Genomic DNA, 21,929 nt, shown 5'->3' with positions numbered 1-21,929 from the left:
CGTTGCCGCAAGAAGAAAAATCGACAGTGGCACACGGCTTAGCCCAGCTGCAAAATTGATCACCGCGTGAGGAAAACCCGGCAAGACACGAAGTGCGCACTGGGTTAATAGATCTCCCCTGTCCTGAAGCGTTTGCATGACTTTTAGGGTTAGCCCTTTGGGTTGCCATGCGCTACGGGTATGTGCCGCTAGCTGATGGCCGCCAAACGCGCCCGCCACACTTCCAAGTGTCAGCATAATGGTGGCAACGACAGGTGGGTAAAAGGGTGCAATTAGCCAAAAACCAATACTCCCGGGCAACCCAGCAGCCAGGGTAACGGCCATAAGAACAACCACCCCAACCACTACTGCGGGATGATGTGCCCATTCGTCAACGGTATGCCTGACCGCCATTAAATCCGGCGAGTGCCAAAACCACACATACGCCAGTATGGCTATAACGCCAACGGCTATCGCCAAACGCCACACAATACGAAAGGCATTACGCATTCAGCCTAGCCTCAACACGTTCAAGAATTTGCCGACTCACTTTACCTACGAGCGGCTTCGCTGCTTTATTAACGGCTTTTTCCATAAAGCGATTATGAATCTCATAACCAAGCGTGAGTGATACTTCTGTCCCTTCTGGCACTTCACGCAGCCGGTAGCGCCCCTGATTTTTCACCCCATCAAGCGACTCCCAAGCCAGTGTATGCGGCGCCTGAATCTCAGTCACTTCCACGTCAAATGCCCAGTCCATACCTACTGCACGGACATGCCAGCGAAAGCGATCGTCCCCCAACACATCAATGGAACGTATTAAATCAGAATAATCAGCAAAATCTTCCACGCGGCGCAATAACTCAAATACGCGCTCAGGTGATGCTTTAACAATTTCACTGTGCTCTATGGTGGCCATGATCCCCTCGAACCGCTGAAAACTAACTGTTAACCGCTAAGCTACCTGTAAACCGAAGCACCATCTGTAACCGCAGGAAACGATAAGCTTAGCAAAACAATGAGCGTAGCATGCTGCTCAATTTATCGGGAATGACGAATAAGGAGAGACGATCATTCAGACTACGGCTGGTCAGATACGTTCTCATTGCGTAAACTGCCGCCCTCCCGGACCGGACCCCGGCACTCCGTGCAGCCTTATCGCGCACGAAAAATTCTCCGACAGCGAGCACTATTTATGTCCAGTACGTTTTCTCTCCCTTCTACGTCACCGACAGCGACGGTGGTTATCTATTCCGGCGGCATGGACTCCTATACGGTGCTTCACCGCGCACTGCATGAAGGACTGGAGGTCCACGCACTATCTTTTGACTATGGCCAACGTCACGCACGCGAGCTGGATGTGGCTACGCAAGTGTGCCGTCAGTTGGGTATTCCTCACCAGATAGTCGACATTCGAGCCATTCACGGTTTGATCGATAACTCCGCACTGACCAACGCTGACCAGGCCATGCCGACGGGTGACTACGCAGATGATAATTTGCGCGCCACTGTCGTTCCCAATCGCAATATGATTTTACTGTCCCTGGCAATTGCCAAAGCGGTCAACATAGGCGCTGGGCGCGTGGATTATGGCGCCCATGGCGGTGACCATGTTTTATACCCGGATTGTCGCCCCGAGTTTGTCGATGCCATGAATCACGTGGCGGGTATTGCCAACTTTGAGTACGTTACGCTGCATGCCCCTTACCTCTACTCATCAAAAGCGGATATTTTACGCGATGGCTTGTCCATGGGGCTTGATTACCAGCATACCTGGACCTGTTATGAAGGACGTGCGTTAGCGTGTGGTCAGTGCGGCAGCTGCCGAGAGCGCTTGGGGGCCTTTGCCGCTAACAATGTGCTCGACCCCTTGGCTTACGATGCGACAGTTCAGGTGAATCGCTGATGTATCACGTTAAAGAAGCCTTTTACACGCTACAGGGCGAAGGCGCACAAGCGGGTCGTGCCAGCGTTTTTTGCCGTTTTAGTGGCTGCAATTTGTGGTCAGGCCGTGAAGTGGATCGCGCTCATGCAAAATGTACCTTTTGCGATACCGATTTTATCGGTACTGACGGACAAAACGGCGGGCAGTTCGCAACAGCGGCCGAGCTGGCTGCGCATATTAATGCGCTCTGGCCAAAAGGTAGCGCGAATGCCACCCCGTATGTGGTGTTTACCGGCGGCGAGCCTCTGCTCCAACTGGATACACCGTTAATTGACAAGCTACACCAGCAGGGCTTTGAAGTAGCCGTTGAAACGAACGGTACGTTGCGGCCCCCTCCCGGTATTGATTGGTTATGCGTTAGCCCCAAAAGTAGTAACCCTTTGGTCATTACGCAGGGAAATGAATTAAAACTTGTTTATCCGCAGGCTGATGCATTGCCCCCGGTCTTCGAAAACCTTGCGTTTACTCACTTTTTTTGCAGCCCATGGATGTAAGCCCGTTAGGGCAACAGTCCGACACCATCGCCCAGGCAACGGATTACTGTATGGCTAACCCACAATGGCGCCTTACGCTTCAAATTCACAAAATCGCAGGGTTTGACTAATGGCTCTCTTTGTAAATCAGTTAACCCATATGGATGTCTCTGCCTGGTGCCCAACGCGCGGACTCATCGGCTGCAGCTGGCAAGTAGATGCGCTCCTTGAAGGCGCCTTGGGTGAAGACGGCATGCTATTTGATTTTGGCGAGGTAAAGCCCTGGATCAAACACACCCTGGACAGCGGCCTCGACCATACGCTTCTGGTGCCCACGCAGGCGCCCGGTGTAAGCATTACTGATTGCGAGGAAGGCCTCTGCGTTCGCACCGAAACCATGGAAGTTCGTGGGCCTGTCGAAGCCTTTAGCCTGCTTCCCTGGGCATCTATTACGCTTGAAGAGGTAGCGGCGCATTTAAGTGGCGAGTTGACCGCAGAGCGCCCCGTCAATGTTGACCGTGTCACACTAACGTTAAGTGATGAAGCTACGACCGGAGCAGCCTATGGCTATAGCCATGGCCTTAAACGACACCAGGGCAATTGCCAACGTATTGCCCACGGCCACCGCTCCAGACTCTCTATTTGGCAATCGGGCACGCGTCAACCTGAGCTGGAAGCTCGCTGGGCACACTGGCTGGATAACCGCTACCTACTTGAACAAGCGGATATTGAACACCAGGACGATGTGTTCTTGACCTGTCGTTACCAGGCCGCCCAGGGAGACTTTTCCATTCGCCTGCCAGCAGACCGCTGTGCGGTATTGCCGGGCCCCACTACCGTTGAGAATATCGCCATCTGGCTGGCACGTAGCATCGCCGATGAAAGCGGCCACGCCACACGCGTTCAAGCATTCGAGGGGATTAACAAAGGTGCCTTTGCGGAATTTACGCCATGAGCGAGGCAGGTATTATCGTTAAGCAAAGCGCTGGCTGCCGGGCAGGTTGCGGAGCTTGCTGTATAGCGCCGTCCATCAGCTCACCGATTCCAGGGATGCCTCAAGGCAAGCCTGCTGGGGTTCGCTGCATTCAGTTGGATGAGCAGAATCTATGTCGGCTTTTTGGCGATGCAAGCCGCCCCACCGTATGCGCCAACTTTAACTTTGATGCCAGCGTTTGTGGCGAGCACCGTGATCAGGCACTCGCCACCCTTGCATACCTCGAAACAGCAACGGGATAACCCCTAACCTTCTACACCCGCAGGCTGGGTCAAACGACGATCCAGCAGGCTCACCCAACGCACCAGCACCGGCGCATCGCTATGGCTAACATCATTCAGCAAATGTCGGAACGACTCTTTGGCAGTAGGGTCGCCCGGCTCAATGTGCATCAACCATAGTTCAAGCGCCGCCAGCTCCTGGTGGCGGTTCCCATTCTCTCGGGATTGGCTGATGGCCATCTCGGCAAGCGCCCTAACCCCATTCGCAGGATGTCCAAGCTGATGCCGAACGCTCGCCAGCAGCGTCGCTAGCTCAGGCAAAAACAGCGTGGTACGCTCGCGGGCGATCACAAGGCATTGATCCAAATAGTCTTCTGCGGCATCAAGCTCACCCAGCTCAATACAGGCATCGATATACCATAATGAGGGCCGCTGGTAGCGGTCGCTCCCTTTAAGCTCGGTCATCCGCTCAAGGCTTTCGCGTATTTGTGCAAGCCCTCCTTGGTCCCCTGCTAACGCGCGCTGCCATCCCAACACCGCTTGGGCCGAGATTTGCCATAATTGCAAGTCGGGCGTGACGGTCATGGCTGCCGCCCTCTCCGCCTGGCGCGCCGCCAGGTGCACATGCCCTAACTGACGATAGAGGGAAGCCGCGAATAACAGCGACATTGCCAGCGTTCCCGGGTGGCCAATTTTTTCCGCCAACCGAAGCGCCGCCGATACTTGCCGCTCTGCCCGCTGATAGTCGCCCCGTAAACAGAGCGCCCAACCTTGAAAACACGCTGCCGTTACCTGCGGGTGATCAGAGAACGGCAACCACTCAATCATCATTTGTGCATTGAGCGGATCAATTTCATCCAGATGATCGTGGGCCTGCTGGATACGTCCTGCCCAGTACTCGCATTGAGCGCGTGCATAATCCGCTAAACGGCGATAGCGCGGGTCTTCCAGTCGCTCCGCGATATCCGCAAGCGTCGAGGCAAGCGCAAACGCATCGGCATGCGCATAGCGCTGGCTGCGCCCTACCCAGAGCCCCCACTTAACCAGAAAGACCTGCTCAAGCTCTTCAGGGTCATCCAGCATATCACTGCCGGACTCACGCAGTAGCTCTCGGGCGCGAACAAAACTTTCATGAGCGATGGGTGAGCCGTGCCCTTCCAGGGAAAATGCGGCCTGGCCACGTACCGTAAGCAGACTAACCTCGCGCTCTATCTCATGCTCAACATGGCGCAAGCTTGCCAACCCTGCGTCGGCCATCCGCAACGCCGTTCGGTTAGCACTGACCTTTAGCGCCTCGCGAGCAGAAAGCTCAAAATAGCGTGCGCCGCGTGCGTAATGACCGCTTCTACGCAAGTGCGCAGCAAAGTCGCCAGGATGGCGGCTAATCCACATGGGGAAACGCTCTTCAATTAGCGTAACGACCTGCTGATGCAGTTTGACGCGTACATCGCGCGGGCAGGAGAGATAGGCGGCTTCCTGAAGAAGCTGATGGCTAAATTGGCACTCTTGCTCACCGAGCTCTTTATTAACGGGCTCAATGATCTCGAGCTGACGCATATGCTCAAGCGCTTGCGTTAGTCGAGCGGGCTCCCAGCCGCTGCACTCCAACAAAAAGTCCAGCCGGAAACGTCTGCCAAGCACTGCCGCCACGTGGGCAATCGCGCGGTCGGCCTCCAACTGATCAATACGGCTGGCTAGCAAGCCCAGCAGCCCTTTCGGCAGCTCATCAAATTGGATACTACGCCCTTCACGACGGTCCATGTCCAGACGTCGGCAAATTTCCTGCATGTAAAGCGGCACGCCATCGCACCGCTCTATGATCTGGTTACGCAGCCGGGGGCTTAAATGTATGCGATAGCGGCGTGACAGCTGGGAAAGCAGGCGTGACGATTGCTGAACGTCCAACTTACCCAACGTGATCTGCTGGTCCCAGTGAAGCTTAACCGGTAAGGGTTCACGGCCATGATGACTGGCAATCAGCATAAACGCCGTATTGATAGGCAAGCGCGCCTGAAGGCCTGCCAGCACTTTAAAGGAGGGCTCATCAATCCATTGAAGATCATCAATCATTAGCACCAGCGTACGTTCACTGGTTTTCTGCTCAATCAAGCGATGTAACAACTGTACGACCAGCTCCGCCGCCTCACCGTTTTGCGCAAGTTGCGCCACCTCTTGAACGTCCCTAACCCCAAGCGCCTCTTCAAACAGGTGCTGTTGGCTCTTTTCTAAAAGTCCCAAGCCCAGCGTTGTTTGCATGGCATGCAAGGTATCCAGCGCAGGTGGCGCATTTAGATACCAGGCCACCAGGCTGCGGGCAATGCCGTAAGGTTCAAGTACGGATAATCGCGTCGTTGGCTGCCAACAAATCGCGGCATCGCGACTTAATTCAAGCTGACGAAACCCCACCATGAGCGCAGATTTCCCCATGCCCGAAGCACCTCGGACAAGCACACTTTGGCGCAGCCCAATTCCCGCCCGCGCCAAGGCATCGCGGAGCGTACGCAGCGGGGCCTCACGCCCCACCAGGCTCGGCGGGAGCGCATCACGCCCCCCCTCGTTTTGCCCCAGGACCAGCGCGCGCAGGCGAATACGCCCATCGCTTGCCACCAGCCGAGACACCAGTCGTGGCTGTAGATCAAGCGCGGGGGGCATGTGCTGGCTGGCCTCCTGAGAAATGACCAGCTCACTGCCCTCTGCCGCACTCATTAGCTCCAAGGCAACTTGCGTCACCTGACCAAGCGGGTCCGCCAGCTGACGCTCTGCCAAATAGACGACCCGCCCGCTATTTAACCCGGCGGCAAGCTCAAAGGAAGGCGGCTCACCTTCCCCTTCCCAGTGGCGCGCCGACTCTTGCGGCAGCGCGTGTTGACAGTGTTCGTAAAGCGCTACCAGCTCCGCAAGCTGGTGTGCGGGTCCATGGGTACCAAAACAGGCAAGCCCGAGTCCTCCGGTAGCCCCAGGTAACCAGAACCCTCCCAGATGATGACACTGCTGCTCTAACCAACGCAGTAACTCCAGCTGCAGGCCCAGACAGCTACGCACTGCCGCACGCTCCTGCCAGTCGCCCTTCAAGCGCAGCCGAATCGCCATCACGGAGAGCTGGCGCAGTTCGATTTCATCGTCGCGCAGCGGCTTGCTGTCCGCTGCCAATACGCGCGAAAAAGCACCCTGAGGGGACATGGCACGAGGGTCATGCGGCCCATCCGACCAATAACTTGCGAGCTGTAAAAAACTGGGCTCAGGCTGCTGCCCCGAAAGTGCTAATAGCTGTAAATAACCATTGTATTGCTCGTGAGCAGCAGCGATTTGGTTCTGCTCGGCAAGCTGGCGTACCAGGCGCTCATGAAAAGGTGCATAGCCAGAAAAGCGGCTTACCAGGCCTTCAAGCATTACATCTGGCGCATCCTCATGGGCTTCCAGGACCTGCTCAGCAAAGCGAATGACGCGCTGACGCCATTCGTTGCGCACTTGTACGAGCCACCGCTGAAATTCGCTACAGCTGGTTAGCTGGAGCTCCTCAACGAGGTCCCCTTGATAGCAGGTCAGCACCGCTTCGAGCGTTGCTAGCTCGCGGGGGCCTTCCAGCAGTTGCTGCAGTTCATGTAAATCGATGCGCCAAGTCGCTGGCAGGTCAAAAGCGATGGTTTGGCGCGACACTTTCAAGACGTGATCAGCGTTATCCCCGAGCGAATGACGCAGGCAGTGCAGAGCATGGCGCAAGTTAGTTCTGCCTGATGAAAGCCCTTGGTCAGGCCATAACAGCTCGGCGAGCACCGAGCGGTTCACCGGCTGGCGGTGAAGCAGTAAGTAGACTAACAGCGCTTTGACTTTGTCATAGCTAAAGTGGGTTAGTACACCATCCCCCTGAGAGAGGGAAAAATGACCAAAGAGGATTAGCTGATCAGACTCACGAGTATCGCGCATGATACATATCCTGCCTGGGCTAGTGGTGTATTAAGCGGGTACACCACTATGAAAACGAAAAGCCGTATCGGGTGACGTTATCAGCTCTGCTTCCCGGGCCACTAAAAAAGCAATTCTTTCATCAATGGAAGCGTTAGTTTGCTGCTGCGCAAGCAGTAGATAGTCTTCAAAATGACGCCCTTCGGACTTAACCAGCGTGCGATAAAATTTAGCCAACTCTTCATCCAGGTAAGGAATCAAGCGAGCAAAACGCTCGCAACTGCGTGCTTCTATTAAGGCGCCAATAATGAGGATATCAATAAGACGCTCTGGATCATTACTGCGCACATGGCGTCGCAGGCCCTCAGCGTATCGGGAAGCGGTTAAATGCTTGTATTCAACGCCGCGCTTCTCCATTAAACCCACAACTTGCTCAAAGTGCAGCAATTCTTCGCGGGCGAGTTGAGACATTTTGCTCAATAAAAGAGGTTGGTCTACATAACGATACAGCAAGCTCATGGCCGTCGAGGCGGCCTTTTTCTCACACTGAGCGTGGTCAACGAGCAGTATTTCCGGGTTATCTAGCGCCCATTTAAGCCAGCTGTCGGGCGTTATGCAGGCAAGAAATTCATTTAAACTTTCGGGCAACAAGTCATCTGCTTGAAGCTTATGGTCTGCGGGTGTTAATTCCGGCAATTGCATTGACATAACGTTCTTCCGAGCATTTTTTCATAATTGTACAATATTTAAACGCCGATAGCGTTCACCTCGTTCCTGGTCCGCAAGAACGACGCCATGCCATGTCTCTTGGGTACGTATTGCTGGTCACCGCTAATAGTAATAGCTAATTAGTAACAACAATGGCGCTCTACGCTTCGCTGTGAGGTTAGTTCAACCTGGAAAGCAACCGTAACGCTATAGCGTCCAAGCCATGGTAACGCGGCGCAACCGCAATCACACCTTTAGCGTGCTCGGGCCCACCACACCCTGCCAGAAAGTGCCCCAAACGGCCAAAATACAGGCCTTTAAAGCGGTATTTTTTGTGTATCAACACAAAGTACAACACCTGCCTATCGCCTTCTTCTTAACATTGTCGACAGTTTGCCGTAGAATCCGTGTCATCCAACCAGACGCTGTTTCCAAGCGTATGTCATGTGTCCGAGCGCACGCTCAAACACCGTGAAAATGTGTGTTCGCCACCATAAAGCAGATGAGAGGGCCCCAACGTGCTTGAAGCATATCGCCAACATGTCGAGGAACGCGCCGCTGAAGGCGTACCACCCAAGCCTCTAAACGCCGAGCAAGTTGCCGCCTTAATTGAGCTGCTAAAAACCCCACCGGCGGGTGAAGAGGAATTTGTTCTTGACCTGATCACCAACCGGGTTCCGCCGGGCGTCGATGAAGCCGCTTATGTGAAAGCGGGCTTTCTTACTGCCATCGCCAAGGGCGAAGCAACCTCTCCGCTGATCGATAAAATCCACGCGGTTAAGCTGCTGGGCACCATGCAAGGCGGTTACAACATCGTCTCCATGGTAGAGCTTTTGGATAACGAAGAGCTAGCGCGTGAAGCCGGCGAACAGCTCAAGCATACCCTACTGATGTTTGATGCCTTTCATGATGTTGAAGAGCGTGCCAAAAAGGGTAACAGCGTTGCCAAGGACGTTATTCAGTCCTGGGCAGAAGCAGAGTGGTACCTTTCCAAGCCTGCTTTAGAAGAAAAAATCACCCTAACCGTCTTTAAGGTGCCGGGTGAAACCAACACGGATGATCTGTCACCAGCACCCGACGCCTGGTCGCGCCCCGATATCCCGCTGCACGCTAATGCCATGCTCAAAAACGAGCGTGACGGCATTGTGCCTGAAGTACCGGGCTCCATGGGTCCGCTCAAGCAAATTGAAGAAGTCAAAGCCAAAGGCTTCCCGGTTGCTTATGTCGGTGATGTTGTGGGTACGGGCTCTTCACGTAAATCAGCCACTAACTCCGTGCTGTGGTTCTTTGGTGACGATATCCCTTACGTTCCCAACAAGCGCGCTGGCGGCTTCTGTTTTGGTAGCAAAATTGCTCCGATCTTCTTTAACACCATGGAAGATTCTGGCGCACTCCCGATTGAACTGGACGTATCAAAGCTGGAAATGGGCGATGTCATTGACGTCTACCCCTACGAAGGCAAGGTATGCAAGCACGGCACTGATGAAGTGCTCACCACGTTTGCGTTGAAAACGCAGTTGATCCTTGACGAAGTACGCGCTGGCGGCCGTATTCCTCTGATCATCGGCCGCGGCCTGACGGGCAAAGCACGTGAGTCCCTTGGCCTTGAGCCTTCTGACGTATTCCGCCTCCCGGAACAGCCCAAAGACACCGGCAAGGGCTTTACCCTGGCGCAGAAAATGGTCGGTAAGGCGTGCGGCCTGGAAGGCGTTCGTCCGGGGATGTACTGCGAGCCCAAAATGTCCACCGTCGGCTCCCAGGATACCACTGGCCCGATGACACGTGACGAGCTGAAAGACCTGGCATGCCTGGGCTTCCAAGCGGACCTAGTCATGCAGTCATTCTGCCACACGGCGGCCTATCCGAAGCCGGTGGACGTAGACACTCACCACACGCTGCCTGACTTCATTATGAACCGCGGCGGTGTATCGCTGCGTCCTGGCGACGGCATCATCCACAGCTGGCTGAACCGCATGCTGCTGCCAGACACAGTAGGTACCGGTGGCGACTCGCACACTCGCTTCCCGCTGGGCATCTCGTTCCCGGCTGGTTCTGGCCTGGTAGCTTTCGCTGCTGCCACCGGCGTTATGCCGCTGGATATGCCGGAATCCGTACTGGTTCGCTTTAAAGGCAAGCGCCAGCCTGGCGTTACCCTGCGTGACCTGGTTCACGCCATTCCGCTTTACGGCATCAAGCAAGGTCTTCTGACCGTTGACAAGGCCAACAAGAAGAATGCGTTCTCTGGCCGCGTACTGGAAATTGAAGGCCTTGAAGACTTAACGGTCGAGCAGGCGTTTGAGCTTTCCGACGCCTCTGCTGAGCGCTCTGCCGCTGGCTGTACTATTACGCTGTCTGATGAGAGCGTTACCGAGTACCTGAAATCCAACATCACACTGCTGAAGTGGATGATTGCCAACGGCTATGGCGATGAGCGTACTATCAGCCGTCGTATCGAGGGTATGGAAGCGTGGCTTGCCGACCCGAGCCTGATGCGTGCCGATGCGGATGCCGAATACGCCGAAGTCATCGAAATCGATTTGTCCGAGATTAAAGAGCCCGTGCTTTGCGCACCTAACGATCCTGACGACGCTCGTTTACTGTCAGACGTTGCGGGCGAAAAGATTGATGAAGTATTTATCGGCTCGTGCATGACCAACATTGGTCATTTCCGTGCAGCGGGTAAATTACTTGAAAAGCAGCCTGCAGGCAGCCTCAAAACTCGCCTGTGGCTGGCACCGCCGACCAAAATGGATCAGCACCAGCTGACCGAAGAGGGTTACTACGGCATTTATGGTCGTGCCGGTGCGCGTATGGAAATGCCGGGATGCTCGCTGTGTATGGGTAACCAGGCACGCGTTGCGGCAAAAAGCACCGTTGTGTCTACGTCTACACGTAACTTCCCGAACCGTCTGGGCGATGGTGCCAACGTGTACCTTGCCTCGGCGGAACTCGCCGCGGTTGCCGCGGTGGAAGGTCGCCTGCCAAGCGTTGAAGAGTATCAGCGTTACATGAGTGAATTTGACGCCATGGCAGGAGAGATCTATCGTTATATGAACTTCCACGAAATTGAGGAGTATCAGAAAATCGCCTCAAACGTGATTCCGGTTGCTCAAGAAGCGTAACCACCCTATCGCCGATGCTCGCACCATCACAGACTTAATGAAGTTTCGTTAATTCTGAGACGATGACCGAACGCCCCACAACCTCTCGTTGTGGGGCGTTTTTATTACCGCAAGAGGTCGTCGACTTGCGAGGGCTTCCGGATACTGCCACTCTGTTAGTTCATCCTTATGATTTAAAAAGACAATGCAGCCACTGACACATCTTGGCTCGGCCTTAATGAAGACACTGCGCGATCATCTACGCCCCTTGATCGCCTATCATTTGTTTTTTACCTTACTTGCCTCTGCCCTGTTATTACCCGTGATTGGGTGGATAACCCAAGGTCTGCTCGCTCAATTAAAGCGTACAGTGATTACCAATGACGAGCTGATCAGCCTGCTGTTTAGCCCGCTGGGCCTAGCTTGCATGCTGGTCGGCCTGGTTTTCACCTTTCTCATTCTTTACTGGCAACAGGCTGGTATGCTCCAAGTCGCCGTTCGGCCTCGAGGCAATCATTACCGGTTAGCCTTTGATGCACTCTGGTTAAGCGTTCGTCGCCTCCCCGCGCTGGCAGGATTAGTCGTGTTACAGGTGGGCACGCACCTTTTACTGCTGGCCCCTTTCATGGCCGCACTTGCATGGCTTTATAGTGTTTGGCTAAGCGGCCTGGACCCTTACTATTTACAGCGCGTCATGCCACCTGTGCTTTGGTACTTTATTGCCTGCGCGCTGCCGCTTGTAGTGGCCTGGCTAAGCTTAGCGGCCTGGCTTTATCTGCGTTGGCTGTTGGCGCTTCCGTTAGTGGCGCTTGATAACTACAGCCCGTTACGCGCCTTGACGCGCAGTTTTCATTTAACCAAAGGCTGGCACCGCTCCATTGGCGCGGCCGTGCTCATCCTGTTACTGCTCATTATTGCGCTACCTGTTATCACCACCATCGCCTTTGATGCACTGGTGACGCCGCTCCTCTGGTGGTTACCAGAACACAATGCGTTTCTAATTCCCATCATGTTTGCCTATTTAACAGGCTATCTGCTGCTAACCCTCGCCGTTACCTTTATCGGTATTGCGGCTAACGCACTGCTTTCTGCTTGTTTGTACCTTCAGTTAGCGCATCACAAGATGCGCCCTGCTCCTCCATCAAAAATCGTCCTCCCGGGCCGATTTGCCTGGGCGGTTGAACTTAGCGTATTGCTACTGGCCGCCTTACAAGCCTGGTGGATCCTGAATAGTTTTGAGCTACGCGACAATGTAAAGGTGTTCGCGCACCGTGGTAGCTCAATGGTCGCCCCCGAAAACACCTTGGCCGCGGTTGACCAGGCCATCGTCGATAAGGCTGACGCCGTAGAGCTAGATGTTCGCTTATCCGCCGATGGGCAGGTCATGATTTACCATGACCGGAGCCTGGCAAGATTAACCGGTGATAACAGAGAATTCGGCGACTTAACGCGTGAAGAGCTTAGTCAGTACGACATAGGCAGTTGGTTCGGTGATGCTTTTCAAAACGAGCCTATCGCAGGCCTGGATGAGGTACTCGAACGCGTGCGTGGCCATGCTGGGTTGATGATCGACATGAAAGCGCTGCCCGGCGAGGAACAAGCACTTGCTGCTGCAGTCATTGCTCTGCTGCGTGCTGAAACCGATATGCGCTATGCCTGCTGGGCTAAAAGCAGTCATCCTATAACAGCGTATGGGGAGTGCGGCTTTCCCAATGCAATGCTGGAGATGCGGGTAGCCACGATGACGCCATCACTGTCTGCCCACATCAAACGCCAAGCGCCTGAACTACGCGTCACACTGCTGGCACAATTAATCCTGCCAGGCACGCTGGACCGCCGAAGCTTCGATGCCCTGGGGCTTCGCCATAACCGTATTACAGCAGAGGAAGTGCGTCTTGCAGCGCTTTATGGCTATGAGATACACGCCTGGACAGTCAATGACCGGGCAAGAATGTCTACACTGATCGATTTAGGGGTTGATGCGATTATTACCGACTATCCCGCGCGTTTACGTGAATTGATTGAAGAGCGGCGAGCGTTAAGCGATGGGGAACTTCTGTTGGTGAGGCTGCGCAATTGGCTACGTCAGTGACGTGTACTTAAACACGCCACTGACAGCTCATTTCGTAAAGCCAAGTGGGATCAATCGCCCATAACAACACCTTCGCGACGCGGGTCGGCACCGCCAAACAGCGTCCCATCCTCCAGCCTACGGATAGCCTGAAGCCCACTGGTTAGCTCTCTTTCACTGATGGTATGACCGTACTCCTCAAGCACTTCCAGGGTCGCTTCCGGGAAGCCTCCCTCTTCCAAATAAACATCGCCTCCCATGGTAATGGCGTGAGGCAAATTGAGCGCTTCTTGTGCACTCATCCCCCAATCACGCATCGCCACTAACGTGCGGGCGGTGTAATGAATAATAGCCGCACCACCCGGCGATCCCAGGCTTGCCACCAGTTCGCCCGACTCTTTATCGAAGACGAGTGTTGGGCTCATGCTTGAACGCGGGCGCTTGCCAGGCTCAACCCGATTAGCAACCAGCTCGCCGTCCACCTCTGGGGTAAACGAAAAGTCGGTCAACTCGTTATTAAGCAGGTACCCACCCGGCAGCCCGGTTCCTCCATCAGCAAGGATGCGCGAACCAAACGCCTGCTCAATAGACGTGGTCATCGCCACAGCATTGCCTTCAGCATCAATAATACTGATATGGCTAGTGCCATATTCCGGCTGATCCGGCTGTGAGGCAAAGCTAACATCAAGCTCACCGGGGTTCCCTGGCTCCGCACTATCGCCCATGCTGGTGTCGCCAATTAACTTACTACGCTCTGAAAGATAGTCAGGCGCCAGCATTAATGACCAGTCCCCACCCGGCGCCTCTACGAACTCAGGGTCCGCGATATAACGTCCGCGATCAGCGAAGGCCAGCCGAGAAGCCTCCAAAAACTGATGCAGCCAACCACTGCTGGATACGCCGTTATCCAAGGGTGCTTCCAACAACGGCTGCTGATCTAAAAGGCCCAGTATTTGCATAATGGTAATATGCCCAGACGAAGGCGGAGGGAATCCGCACACTTCCCACTGTTGCCATGGCGTACACAGCGGTTCCCGCTCAATTGTCTGGTAGCCGCCAACATCCTCAAGGGTCATGCTGCCTGGCCGCACCGGGTGGTTCTGTACACGATTTACTAAATCCTCAGCAATGTCGCCCTCATAAAAGGCCGCGCTGCCGTTGGTCGCAATTTGGCGCAATATGCTCGCCAACGCCGGGTTTTTTAACGTGTCGCCAACCGCTAGCGGCTCGCCGTTAGGCTGGTAATAGAAGTTCTCGGCGAGCGGGTCACTACGTAACGCTTCATCATTGGCAAGGCTGGTGTGCAGCCGTTGACTAACGGCAAATCCTTCCTCGGCAAGCGTAATAGCGGGTTCAAAAAGCGCCTCCCAAGCCAACTGGCCGTGCTCTTTATGCGCCTGTTCCAACATTCGCACCGTGCCTGGCACACCAACAGAAAGTCCACTGGCTACCGCATCTGCAAAGGGCAGCGGCTCGCCATTTTCCATGAACAGCTCCCCTGTCACCGCACCAGGCGCTGTCTCTCGGCCGTCGTAAGCCTGAACGTTTGAGCCATCATAGAACATTAAAAAAGCGCCACCGCCAATGCCGCTGGACTGAGGCTCGACCAGTGTTAATACCATTTGCACAGCGATAGCAGCGTCAATGGCATTGCCACCATTTGCCAACACTTGATAGCCTGCATCCGTTGCCAACGGGTTAGCCGCCGCAACTGCAAACGACTCCGCCTCCCAGCCGGGTTTTTCCTCATACCCCGACCCAACTTCTGGCGTTATAGAGGGGGTTTCATAGCTAAACCCAAAGCTATAGACCGGCACTAACAGCAATCCTGATAGCGCTAATTTAATCCTTTTTGGGGACATTACACTGCCCTCTCGCATCCTGGGAAATATCAAGTAAGTAACCACACAACAGAGTAGCCTATAAAACGCATGCGCCCGGCACAATGGCCGGGCGCAAAATAGCGGTTTACAGGTCGACGTTAGGTGATTGTCTCACCTGCCAACATAAACCACGTCTCAAGTACTGCATCAGGGTTGAGGGATACCGAATCAATCCCCTGCTCCATCAACCACTTAGCCAACTCGGGATGATCTGAGGGCCCTTGCCCACAAATACCCACATATTTGCCTTGGGCTTTACAAGCCTGAATAGCCATTGCCAACAATTTTTTCACCGCCGCATTACGCTCATCAAACAGATGCGCCACGATGCCTGAGTCACGGTCCAGCCCCAGCGTTAACTGCGTAAGATCGTTAGAGCCGATTGAGAAGCCGTCGAAGTGTTCAAGAAATTCTTCAGCCAACAATGCATTAGCAGGTAACTCGCACATCATGATCACTTTCAGCCCGCTTGCATCGCCGCGCTTCAAGCCGTTTTCTGCCAACAGATCAACCACCTGCTTGGCTTCATCGGTGGTGCGTACAAAGGGCACCATGATTTCGACGTTATCAAGCCCCATCTCGTCGCGTACGTATTTTAAGGCGCGACACTCAAGCTCGAAGCAGGGCCGGAAAGCGTCCGAGATATACCGCGAAGCCCCACGGAAGCCCAACATGGGATTCTCTTCGCCCGGCTCGTAAAGCTTACCGCCAATCAGGTTTTCGTACTCGTTGGACTTGAAATCAGACAAACGCACGATAACCCGCTGAGGGTAAAAGGCCGCTGCCAACGTGGAGATGCCTTCCACCAGCTTGTCCACGTAGAAAGTTACCGGGTCGGTATAGCCCGCGGTACGAAGGTCAATCACCTGCTGCAAGTCAGCTGGCAGCGTTGCGTAATCCAGCAGTGCCTTAGGGTGAACGCCAATCATGCGATTGATGATGAACTCAAGCCGGGCAAGCCCTACGCCTGCGTTAGGCAGGCTGGCAAACCCAAATGCGCGATCAGGGTTGCCCACGTTCATCATAATCTTGAACGGGATTTCAGGCATGGCATCGACGCTTGAAACCTTGCAGTCAAAATCCAGCAGGCCATCATAAACGTGGCCGGTGTCACCTTCGGCACAGGAAACGGTGACATCGGAGCCTTCTCTGAGCTGCTGTGTAGCGTCACCACACCCAACCACCGCCGGAATGCCCAGCTCACGAGCAATAATCGCCGCATGGCAGGTACGCCCACCACGGTTGGTAACAATGGCTGAAGCCCGCTTCATAATGGGCTCCCAGTCTGGATCCGTCATGTCGGTCACCAGAATGTCACCGTCAAGAACCTTATCCATATCTTCCGGACTCATGACCACTTTGACCGTGCCACGGCCAATGCGCTGACCAATCGCCCGGCCGGTAATCAGGGTACGGCCCTTCTCGCGCAGCTGGAAACGCTCTAACTTGCCGCCTTCCTGCTGCGAGACCACCGTTTCAGGGCGTGCCTGCACGATATAGAGCTTACCGTCGTCACCATCAAGCGCCCACTCAATATCCATGGGGCGCTCGTAGTGCTGCTCAATCGTCACTGCCTGATGGGCAAGATCCATCACCTGCTGGTCGCTAATACAGAAACGATTACGCTGATTAAGCGGCACATCAACGGTGTCGACGGATTTACCGGCGCTGGTTTCCTGGCCGTAAACCATCTTGATGAGCTTGGAACCCAGGTTACGCCGTAAAACCGCCGGGCGGCCAGCGGCTAACGTGCCCTTATGAACATAAAACTCATCAGGGTTGACAGCACCTTGCACAACCGTTTCGCCCAGCCCCCACGAGGCCGTCACAAAGACAGCATCGCGGTAGCCTGATTCGGTATCCAGGGTAAACATGACCCCAGAAGCGCCCGTCTCAGAGCGCACCATTTTTTGAACACCCGCTGACAGCGCGACGTTTTCGTGGGCGTAGCCACGGTGAACGCGGTAAGAAATTGCGCGATCATTAAACAGCGAGGCAAACACCTCGTGTACAGCGCGTTTGATGTTATCGAAACCTTCGATATTCAGGAAAGTTTCCTGCTGGCCCGCAAAAGAGGCATCCGGCAGGTCTTCCGCGGTTGCCGAGCTGCGCACCGCTACTTTCAGCTGAGGGTGCTGCTCCTGCAGTTGCTCATAGGCCTGACGCAGCGCACTTTCAAAAGCGGGCGGCAGCGGCGTATCAATAACCCATTGGCGAATATTAGTACCCGCTTCCGCCAGTGCTTTAACATCATCAACGTCCAGGCGCGATAGCGTGCTGTTAATGCGCTCGTTAAGCCCTTCATGAGAGAGAAATTCACGATATGCGTGAGCCGTAGTGGCAAATCCACCCGGTACGGTTACCCCGGCACCTGACAGATTGGAAATCATCTCGCCCAGCGAGGCGTTTTTACCACCCACGCGTTCGACGTCGGCCATACCTAACTGATCGAACCACAGAATGTACTCTTCCACGCAACCCCCTCGCTTTAAGACGTTGATGCAATCTTTTAGATCGCCAATCATTGATCGTGTCACCCTATCACCGTGCCACCCTATTCGCCATTGGTCTAATAGCGAAGGGAGTGGAGGATTTTTACAACATAAGGCGTATACGGGCGATTTATGTAGTCGCTTGGGGCGTTGTGCTTAGCGAATGCTCGGCACACAATAGCGTCTCTATTATTTAATTGACGGGCGTGATTATGAAGCGGACAGCTTTCTTTATTTCCGATGGTACCGGTATTACGGCCGAGAGTTTGGGTCGAAGCCTGTTGGCTCAATTCAGCGATATTGAGATCAACATGCTGACCAAGCCTTATATCGATACGCTTGAAAAAGCGGAAGCGCTTGCCCGGATTATTGAATCCACTGCCGCTCGAGATGGGCAACAACCAATCATTATCGATACCATCGTTGACCAGCAGATACGCGATGTGATTCGCAAAGCGCCAGGCTTCAAGGTGGATATCTTTTCTACCTTTTTGAAACCCTTGGAGCAGGAATTAGGCACCCACTCTTCTTACAGCGTGGGAAGAACTCACTCGATTGGCAGTGACGATGTCTATATGGACCGGATTCATTCGGTACACTTCGCACTTGATAACGACGATGGCGCCCGTACGCATCAATACGACAAAGCCGATATTATTTTAGTGGGCGTATCGCGCTGTGGCAAAACACCCACATCGCTTTATTTAGCGCTTCAGTTTGGCATTCGAGCGGCCAACTATCCGCTTACCGAGGACGACCTTGACGAAGACGGCACGCTCAAGCTGCCCAAGGTGTTAGCACCGCACCAGCGCAAGTTGTTTGGGTTGACTATTGATGCTCGCAGGTTATCCGCCATACGCAATGAGCGTCGGCCGAACAGTCGCTATAGCTCAATGGATCAGTGTTTGCAGGAAGTCGAACAGGCCGAAGCGCTTTACCGCATTATGCATATTCCGTTTATTGATGCGACGCGCTTTTCAGTAGAAGAAATTTCGACACGAATGATTGCCGAGACAGGCTTAGCGAGGCGCTTCTCCCCCCGCTAAACCAGCATTAAATAACAAAGCTAAAAATTACATGCCTTTGGGGGCGAAGATACCCGGGGCGTTACGCCAGTAACCTTTGTAGTCCATACCAAAACCGAACACATAGCGGTCCGCGACCTCCAGGCTGCAGTAATCAGCTTTCAGGCCCGGCACCGCTTTTCGGTTATGTTGCTTATCCACCAGGACGGCAGTCGTAACGCTGGCTGCCTGAGCTTCTTTACAGTAAGCAAGAATCGCGGCGAGCGTCGAACCTTCATCCAAAATGTCATCCACGATGACGACGTGGCGCCCGGCCATGGGGATTTCAGGCGATACACGCCAGAAAAGCTCGCCACCGCGCAACTCGTTGCGATAACGCGTGGCATGCAAATAGTCCACTTCCAGCGGAAACCCCAATCGGGTCAGCAGATGCCCGGTCGTAATCAAGCCACCGTTCATCACACAATAAAAAACCGGCAGTTTGTCACCCAGGTCTTCAGTAATTGCTTCCGCCATGCGATCCAGCGCCCGCTCGACTTCTTCCTGAGAGATCAGGCAGTCTGCTGTTTCCATTAGCTGGCGCATTGAGTCCAATGACTCAAGCGCTTCTTTATCCAATTTGGACACGGGGTAACTCCCAAAAAATGTAGCAATATTGCGAAAAGAAAAATCAGGTGGGGTTAGGGCAGTCCGCCAGCGCTTCTAGCCTGGCATGCGTACGTCGCCAACGCCCCAGCGCGGTCAGCGCATCCAAATCAGGTCGTGCACGGCCATAGCGGAGTTTCGCGGGACGCTTATTGGCGATGCCTTGGCTGGCTTCAACAACCTCAAGCGCAGCGGTACGGTCGTTACACACCAGCAACATATCGCAGCCAGCGGCGAGTGCAGCAGCGGCACGCTCGCGTGGCTCACCCGCTTCGTGAGCACCTGCCATACTTAAATCATCTGAAAAAATACAGCCTTTAAAGCCCAGCGATTCACGCAGCATACCCAACCAACTGGGCGAAAAGCCCGCCGGGCGTGTATCAAACGCTCGATAAATGACATGCGCGGGCATGATGCCATCCAGCTGGGAAGCTAGCTGTGCAAAGGGGACAAGGTCGCGTTGTTTAATTGCCTCCATTGAACGCTCATCAATGGGCAGTGCGACATGGGAATCCGCGGCTACGCCGCCGTGGCCAGGGAAGTGCTTACCCACAGCGGCCATGCCCGCCTGATGCAAGCCCTCAACAAAAGCGGCGCCTAATTGAGCAACGTGCTCAGGGTCACCACTGAAACTACGGTCGCCAATGACGCTAGAAATCCCGCTATCCACATCAAGCACTGGTGCAAAGCTTAAATCCAGCCCACATGCGGCCATTTCCATGCCAAGCAACCAACCTGCGTCTATGGCGAGAGAGCGGCCTTCTTCAGGGTCTTGGGCATAACGCTCGCCAATCCGTGCCATGGCTGGTAAGCGGGTAAGCCCTTTTTTGATACGCTGTACGCGGCCACCCTCTTGGTCAACCGCCAATAAAAGATCGCCCCGTATGCGCCTTATATCGCTACACAGCTTGCGCACCTGGTAGGCGTCTTCCACATTACGGGCAAACAAAATCACGCCACCGACAGCGGGTTCAAGCAGCAAGCGCTTTTCAGCATTGGATAATTCAGGCCCTTCCAGGTCGAGCATGACCGGGCCAATAGGTTGAGTCATTAGCAGGGATCCAATAAAAGGGCCGATGATTTTAGACGATCAACGCACAGAGTCAAAAAAGCCTCTGCATAAGGCCTCTACGGACGGCTGCCATGTAGCCAAACAGGAGTTCCGGGCACGGCGCGCTCAAAGATATAAAGCAGGTCCTCGTTGCGCATACGAACACAGCCATGTGAAGCAGGTTTGCCCATCGGTTGATCGGGCGGCGTTCCGTGTACATAAATATAGCGGCGCTGAGAGTCGACGGAACCTGCGCGGTTAAATCCTCGCTCTAATCCACAAAGCCATAAAATTCGCGTCAAAATCCAGTCACGTGTCGGATGAGCGTCGGCCAAGTCACTTGAGAAAATTTCACCGGTAAAACGCCTGCCTCTAAGTACGGCATTGACTGGCTGTTCGTGGCCAATTGCCGCGCGAACATAGTGCCAGCCATGCGGCGTTTGACCGCTTCCATCTTGCTGGCCAACGCCAGCGCGTCCAGTAGAGATAGCGCACTCAAAGCCTGGTGTTTGACCCTGCCACCAGCGCAGGATTTGTGCGCTGGTATCAATTTCGATCCAGCCGTCTTTTTCAGGTGGCAACTCAGATAACAGGGGCGTTCGCATGCTGTCCTCCTTCAACCTCTTGCGGCAGTGGAGCATTCATGGCGGCAACGACCACAGGACGCAGGCGCCGCACTAAATCACGCACAGTCACCTGCTCCTGATAGTCCTTGGAGGCGATATCACGTAGCGCATCCAGCCCCGACAAGGTGAATATGACCGTACCCAACATAAAGTGCAGCCGCCAAAAACGCTCGGCATCGGGTAAATCAGGGGTCGCCTTACGCACAAGCCCGGTAAAACGGGTAAACACATCCCCATATTGCTCTTGAATATGGCGCCGTAAATGCCCTTGCGCTTGACTATAGGCTAACCCCAATAAGCGCATAAAGACTTTCAAACTATTGCGTTCAGCAGGCACCGCCAGCACCGTGGTGGCCATTGTTTCAAGCAGCTCTTCCAGGGGGATGGGGCTATCAGCATAGCGGGCTTCAAGCTCATCGAGCGCACCATGAAAACGCTGAGTAAACGGGTCTAGATAGCGTGAGAATACGGCTTGGATGAGGGCTTTCTTGGAACCAAAATGATAATTAACGGCCGCCAGGTTTACCCGCGCTTTACTGGTGATGTTACGCAGTGACGTTTCAGCAAAGCCACGCTCTGCAAACAGCACCTCAGCGGTATCCAGGATGCGCGACACCGTGTCAGATTGTGCCATTATGGCCTCCGGAGAAACGAGTGTTTAAAACATGACAGAATAGTAAGTCATATCTTAATCAGGCTCAATCACCCTTATTAGCCGATTTTTTATTTGGTTACCCTGCGCATTAGCGTTAATTCAAACGTCTTACCGGTGACAGTCAGTGTTTTAACAAGCTGCTTTTTTAACCATGTAC

16 protein-coding genes and 1 pseudogene are annotated in these 21,929 nt (G+C 54.3%); 7 read left to right on the top strand and 10 right to left on the bottom strand.

The annotated features are described in order from the left end of the window. Together ACT3TJ_RS13160 and ACT3TJ_RS13155 are read right to left on the bottom strand one after the other, a co-directional pair. Window positions 1–489: DedA family protein (locus tag ACT3TJ_RS13160; RefSeq protein WP_444621905.1), on the bottom strand; the 489-nt coding region annotated here is incomplete at its 3' end. Further along, a complete protein-coding gene (locus ACT3TJ_RS13155; RefSeq protein ID WP_444621904.1) occupies window positions 482–898 on the bottom strand; it encodes an SRPBCC family protein in 417 nt (138 codons plus the stop codon). The genes ACT3TJ_RS13155 and ACT3TJ_RS13160, both read right to left, overlap by 8 nt. Before the next feature lie 276 nt (window positions 899–1,174). On the opposite strand from ACT3TJ_RS13155, the gene queC reads away from it, so the two are divergent. From queC to ACT3TJ_RS13135, 4 genes and pseudogenes are all read left to right on the top strand, one after another. Continuing rightward, a complete protein-coding gene (gene queC, locus ACT3TJ_RS13150; RefSeq protein ID WP_444621903.1) occupies window positions 1,175–1,885 on the top strand; it encodes a 7-cyano-7-deazaguanine synthase QueC in 711 nt (236 codons plus the stop codon). Next, window positions 1,885–2,528: pseudogene (gene queE / locus ACT3TJ_RS13145) on the top strand (7-carboxy-7-deazaguanine synthase). Before queC ends, queE begins: the two are co-directional and overlap by 1 nt. After that, the gene (locus ACT3TJ_RS13140) at window positions 2,528–3,352 is read left to right on the top strand and encodes a 6-carboxytetrahydropterin synthase (RefSeq protein ID WP_444665831.1); all 825 of its coding nucleotides are present in this window, start codon (window positions 2,528–2,530) and stop codon (window positions 3,350–3,352) included. Before queE ends, ACT3TJ_RS13140 begins: the two are co-directional and overlap by 1 nt. Then, entirely contained in the window at window positions 3,349–3,633 is a 285-nt protein-coding gene (locus ACT3TJ_RS13135) for a YkgJ family cysteine cluster protein (protein ID WP_444640404.1), read from the top strand. The genes ACT3TJ_RS13140 and ACT3TJ_RS13135 overlap by 4 nt, the downstream gene beginning before the upstream one ends. A gap of 3 nt (window positions 3,634–3,636) precedes the next feature. Here ACT3TJ_RS13135 and ACT3TJ_RS13130 read toward each other — a convergent pair whose 3' ends face one another. Together ACT3TJ_RS13130 and ACT3TJ_RS13125 are read right to left on the bottom strand one after the other, a co-directional pair. Further along, window positions 3,637–7,536, bottom strand: coding sequence for an AAA family ATPase (locus ACT3TJ_RS13130; RefSeq protein WP_444665829.1), 3,900 nt, complete (start codon window positions 7,534–7,536; stop codon window positions 3,637–3,639). A 30-nt stretch (window positions 7,537–7,566) separates the two neighbouring features. Continuing rightward, a complete protein-coding gene (locus ACT3TJ_RS13125; RefSeq protein ID WP_444665827.1) occupies window positions 7,567–8,223 on the bottom strand; it encodes a tRNA-(ms[2]io[6]A)-hydroxylase in 657 nt (218 codons plus the stop codon). Window positions 8,224–8,741: 518 nt separating this feature from the next. Here ACT3TJ_RS13125 and acnB point away from each other — a divergent pair. Both acnB and ACT3TJ_RS13115 read left to right on the top strand, forming a co-directional pair. Next, on the top strand, window positions 8,742–11,345 hold the full coding sequence (gene acnB / locus ACT3TJ_RS13120; RefSeq protein ID WP_193054662.1) for a bifunctional aconitate hydratase 2/2-methylisocitrate dehydratase: 2,604 nt from the start codon (window positions 8,742–8,744) through the stop codon (window positions 11,343–11,345). 184 nt (window positions 11,346–11,529) lie between these two features. Next, a complete protein-coding gene (locus ACT3TJ_RS13115) occupies window positions 11,530–13,416 on the top strand; it encodes a glycerophosphodiester phosphodiesterase family protein (RefSeq protein WP_444665825.1) in 1,887 nt (628 codons plus the stop codon). A gap of 50 nt (window positions 13,417–13,466) precedes the next feature. Here the strand turns inward: ACT3TJ_RS13115 and ggt are convergent, their stop codons facing one another. Beyond that, complete coding sequence (ggt, locus tag ACT3TJ_RS13110) at window positions 13,467–15,257, bottom strand: gamma-glutamyltransferase (RefSeq protein WP_444665823.1); 1,791 nt, start codon at window positions 15,255–15,257, stop codon at window positions 13,467–13,469. A 119-nt stretch (window positions 15,258–15,376) separates the two neighbouring features. Beyond that, window positions 15,377–17,752: a phosphoenolpyruvate synthase gene (gene ppsA, locus ACT3TJ_RS13105; RefSeq protein ID WP_444665822.1), complete on the bottom strand. Its 2,376-nt coding sequence runs from the start codon at window positions 17,750–17,752 to the stop codon at window positions 15,377–15,379. Between the two features lie 230 nt (window positions 17,753–17,982). Here ppsA and ppsR point away from each other — a divergent pair, with 230 nt between their 5' ends. Next, window positions 17,983–18,816: a posphoenolpyruvate synthetase regulatory kinase/phosphorylase PpsR gene (gene ppsR, locus ACT3TJ_RS13100; RefSeq protein WP_087107359.1), complete on the top strand. Its 834-nt coding sequence runs from the start codon at window positions 17,983–17,985 to the stop codon at window positions 18,814–18,816. Window positions 18,817–18,843: 27 nt separating this feature from the next. Here the strand turns inward: ppsR and ACT3TJ_RS13095 are convergent, their stop codons facing one another. The 4 genes from ACT3TJ_RS13095 to ACT3TJ_RS13080 all read right to left on the bottom strand — a co-directional run bounded on the left by ACT3TJ_RS13095 (window position 18,844) and on the right by ACT3TJ_RS13080 (window position 21,751). After that, window positions 18,844–19,422, bottom strand: coding sequence for a hypoxanthine-guanine phosphoribosyltransferase (locus ACT3TJ_RS13095; RefSeq protein ID WP_087107361.1), 579 nt, complete (start codon window positions 19,420–19,422; stop codon window positions 18,844–18,846). 43 nt (window positions 19,423–19,465) lie between these two features. Next, window positions 19,466–20,491: a beta-N-acetylhexosaminidase gene (gene nagZ / locus ACT3TJ_RS13090; RefSeq protein WP_444621894.1), complete on the bottom strand. Its 1,026-nt coding sequence runs from the start codon at window positions 20,489–20,491 to the stop codon at window positions 19,466–19,468. Between the two features lie 77 nt (window positions 20,492–20,568). Beyond that, window positions 20,569–21,096, bottom strand: coding sequence for a L,D-transpeptidase family protein (locus tag ACT3TJ_RS13085; RefSeq protein ID WP_444621893.1), 528 nt, complete (start codon window positions 21,094–21,096; stop codon window positions 20,569–20,571). After that, window positions 21,074–21,751 (bottom strand): TetR/AcrR family transcriptional regulator, encoded by a 678-nt coding sequence (locus ACT3TJ_RS13080; RefSeq protein WP_444621892.1) that lies wholly within the window; start codon window positions 21,749–21,751, stop codon window positions 21,074–21,076. The genes ACT3TJ_RS13085 and ACT3TJ_RS13080 overlap by 23 nt, the downstream gene beginning before the upstream one ends. Between the last annotated feature and the right edge of the window lie 178 nt (window positions 21,752–21,929).

The sequence above is a fragment of the Halomonas sp. AOP30-A1-24 genome (assembly GCF_052378165.1).
Classification (GTDB): domain Bacteria; phylum Pseudomonadota; class Gammaproteobacteria; order Pseudomonadales; family Halomonadaceae; genus Vreelandella; species Vreelandella citrativorans.
This window is presented reverse-complemented; position numbering and strand designations above follow the sequence as displayed.

Bases quoted from the DNA above. Each gene is read 5' to 3' on its own strand.
- ACT3TJ_RS13155 (WP_444621904.1), bottom strand. From the start codon at position 898: ATGGCCACCATAGAGCACAGTGAAATTGTTAAAGCATCACCTGAGCGC.
- queC (WP_444621903.1), top strand. From the start codon at position 1,175: ATGTCCAGTACGTTTTCTCTCCCTTCTACGTCACCGACAGCGACGGTG.
- ACT3TJ_RS13140 (WP_444665831.1), top strand. From the start codon at position 2,528: ATGGCTCTCTTTGTAAATCAGTTAACCCATATGGATGTCTCTGCCTGG.
- ACT3TJ_RS13135 (WP_444640404.1), top strand. From the start codon at position 3,349: ATGAGCGAGGCAGGTATTATCGTTAAGCAAAGCGCTGGCTGCCGGGCA.
- ACT3TJ_RS13130 (WP_444665829.1), bottom strand. From the start codon at position 7,536: ATGCGCGATACTCGTGAGTCTGATCAGCTAATCCTCTTTGGTCATTTT.
- ACT3TJ_RS13125 (WP_444665827.1), bottom strand. From the start codon at position 8,223: ATGTCAATGCAATTGCCGGAATTAACACCCGCAGACCATAAGCTTCAA.
- ACT3TJ_RS13115 (WP_444665825.1), top strand. From the start codon at position 11,530: ATGCAGCCACTGACACATCTTGGCTCGGCCTTAATGAAGACACTGCGC.
- ggt (WP_444665823.1), bottom strand. From the start codon at position 15,257: ATGTCCCCAAAAAGGATTAAATTAGCGCTATCAGGATTGCTGTTAGTG.
- ppsR (WP_087107359.1), top strand. From the start codon at position 17,983: ATGAAGCGGACAGCTTTCTTTATTTCCGATGGTACCGGTATTACGGCC.
- nagZ (WP_444621894.1), bottom strand. From the start codon at position 20,491: ATGACTCAACCTATTGGCCCGGTCATGCTCGACCTGGAAGGGCCTGAA.
- ACT3TJ_RS13085 (WP_444621893.1), bottom strand. From the start codon at position 21,096: ATGCGAACGCCCCTGTTATCTGAGTTGCCACCTGAAAAAGACGGCTGG.
- ACT3TJ_RS13080 (WP_444621892.1), bottom strand. From the start codon at position 21,751: ATGGCACAATCTGACACGGTGTCGCGCATCCTGGATACCGCTGAGGTG.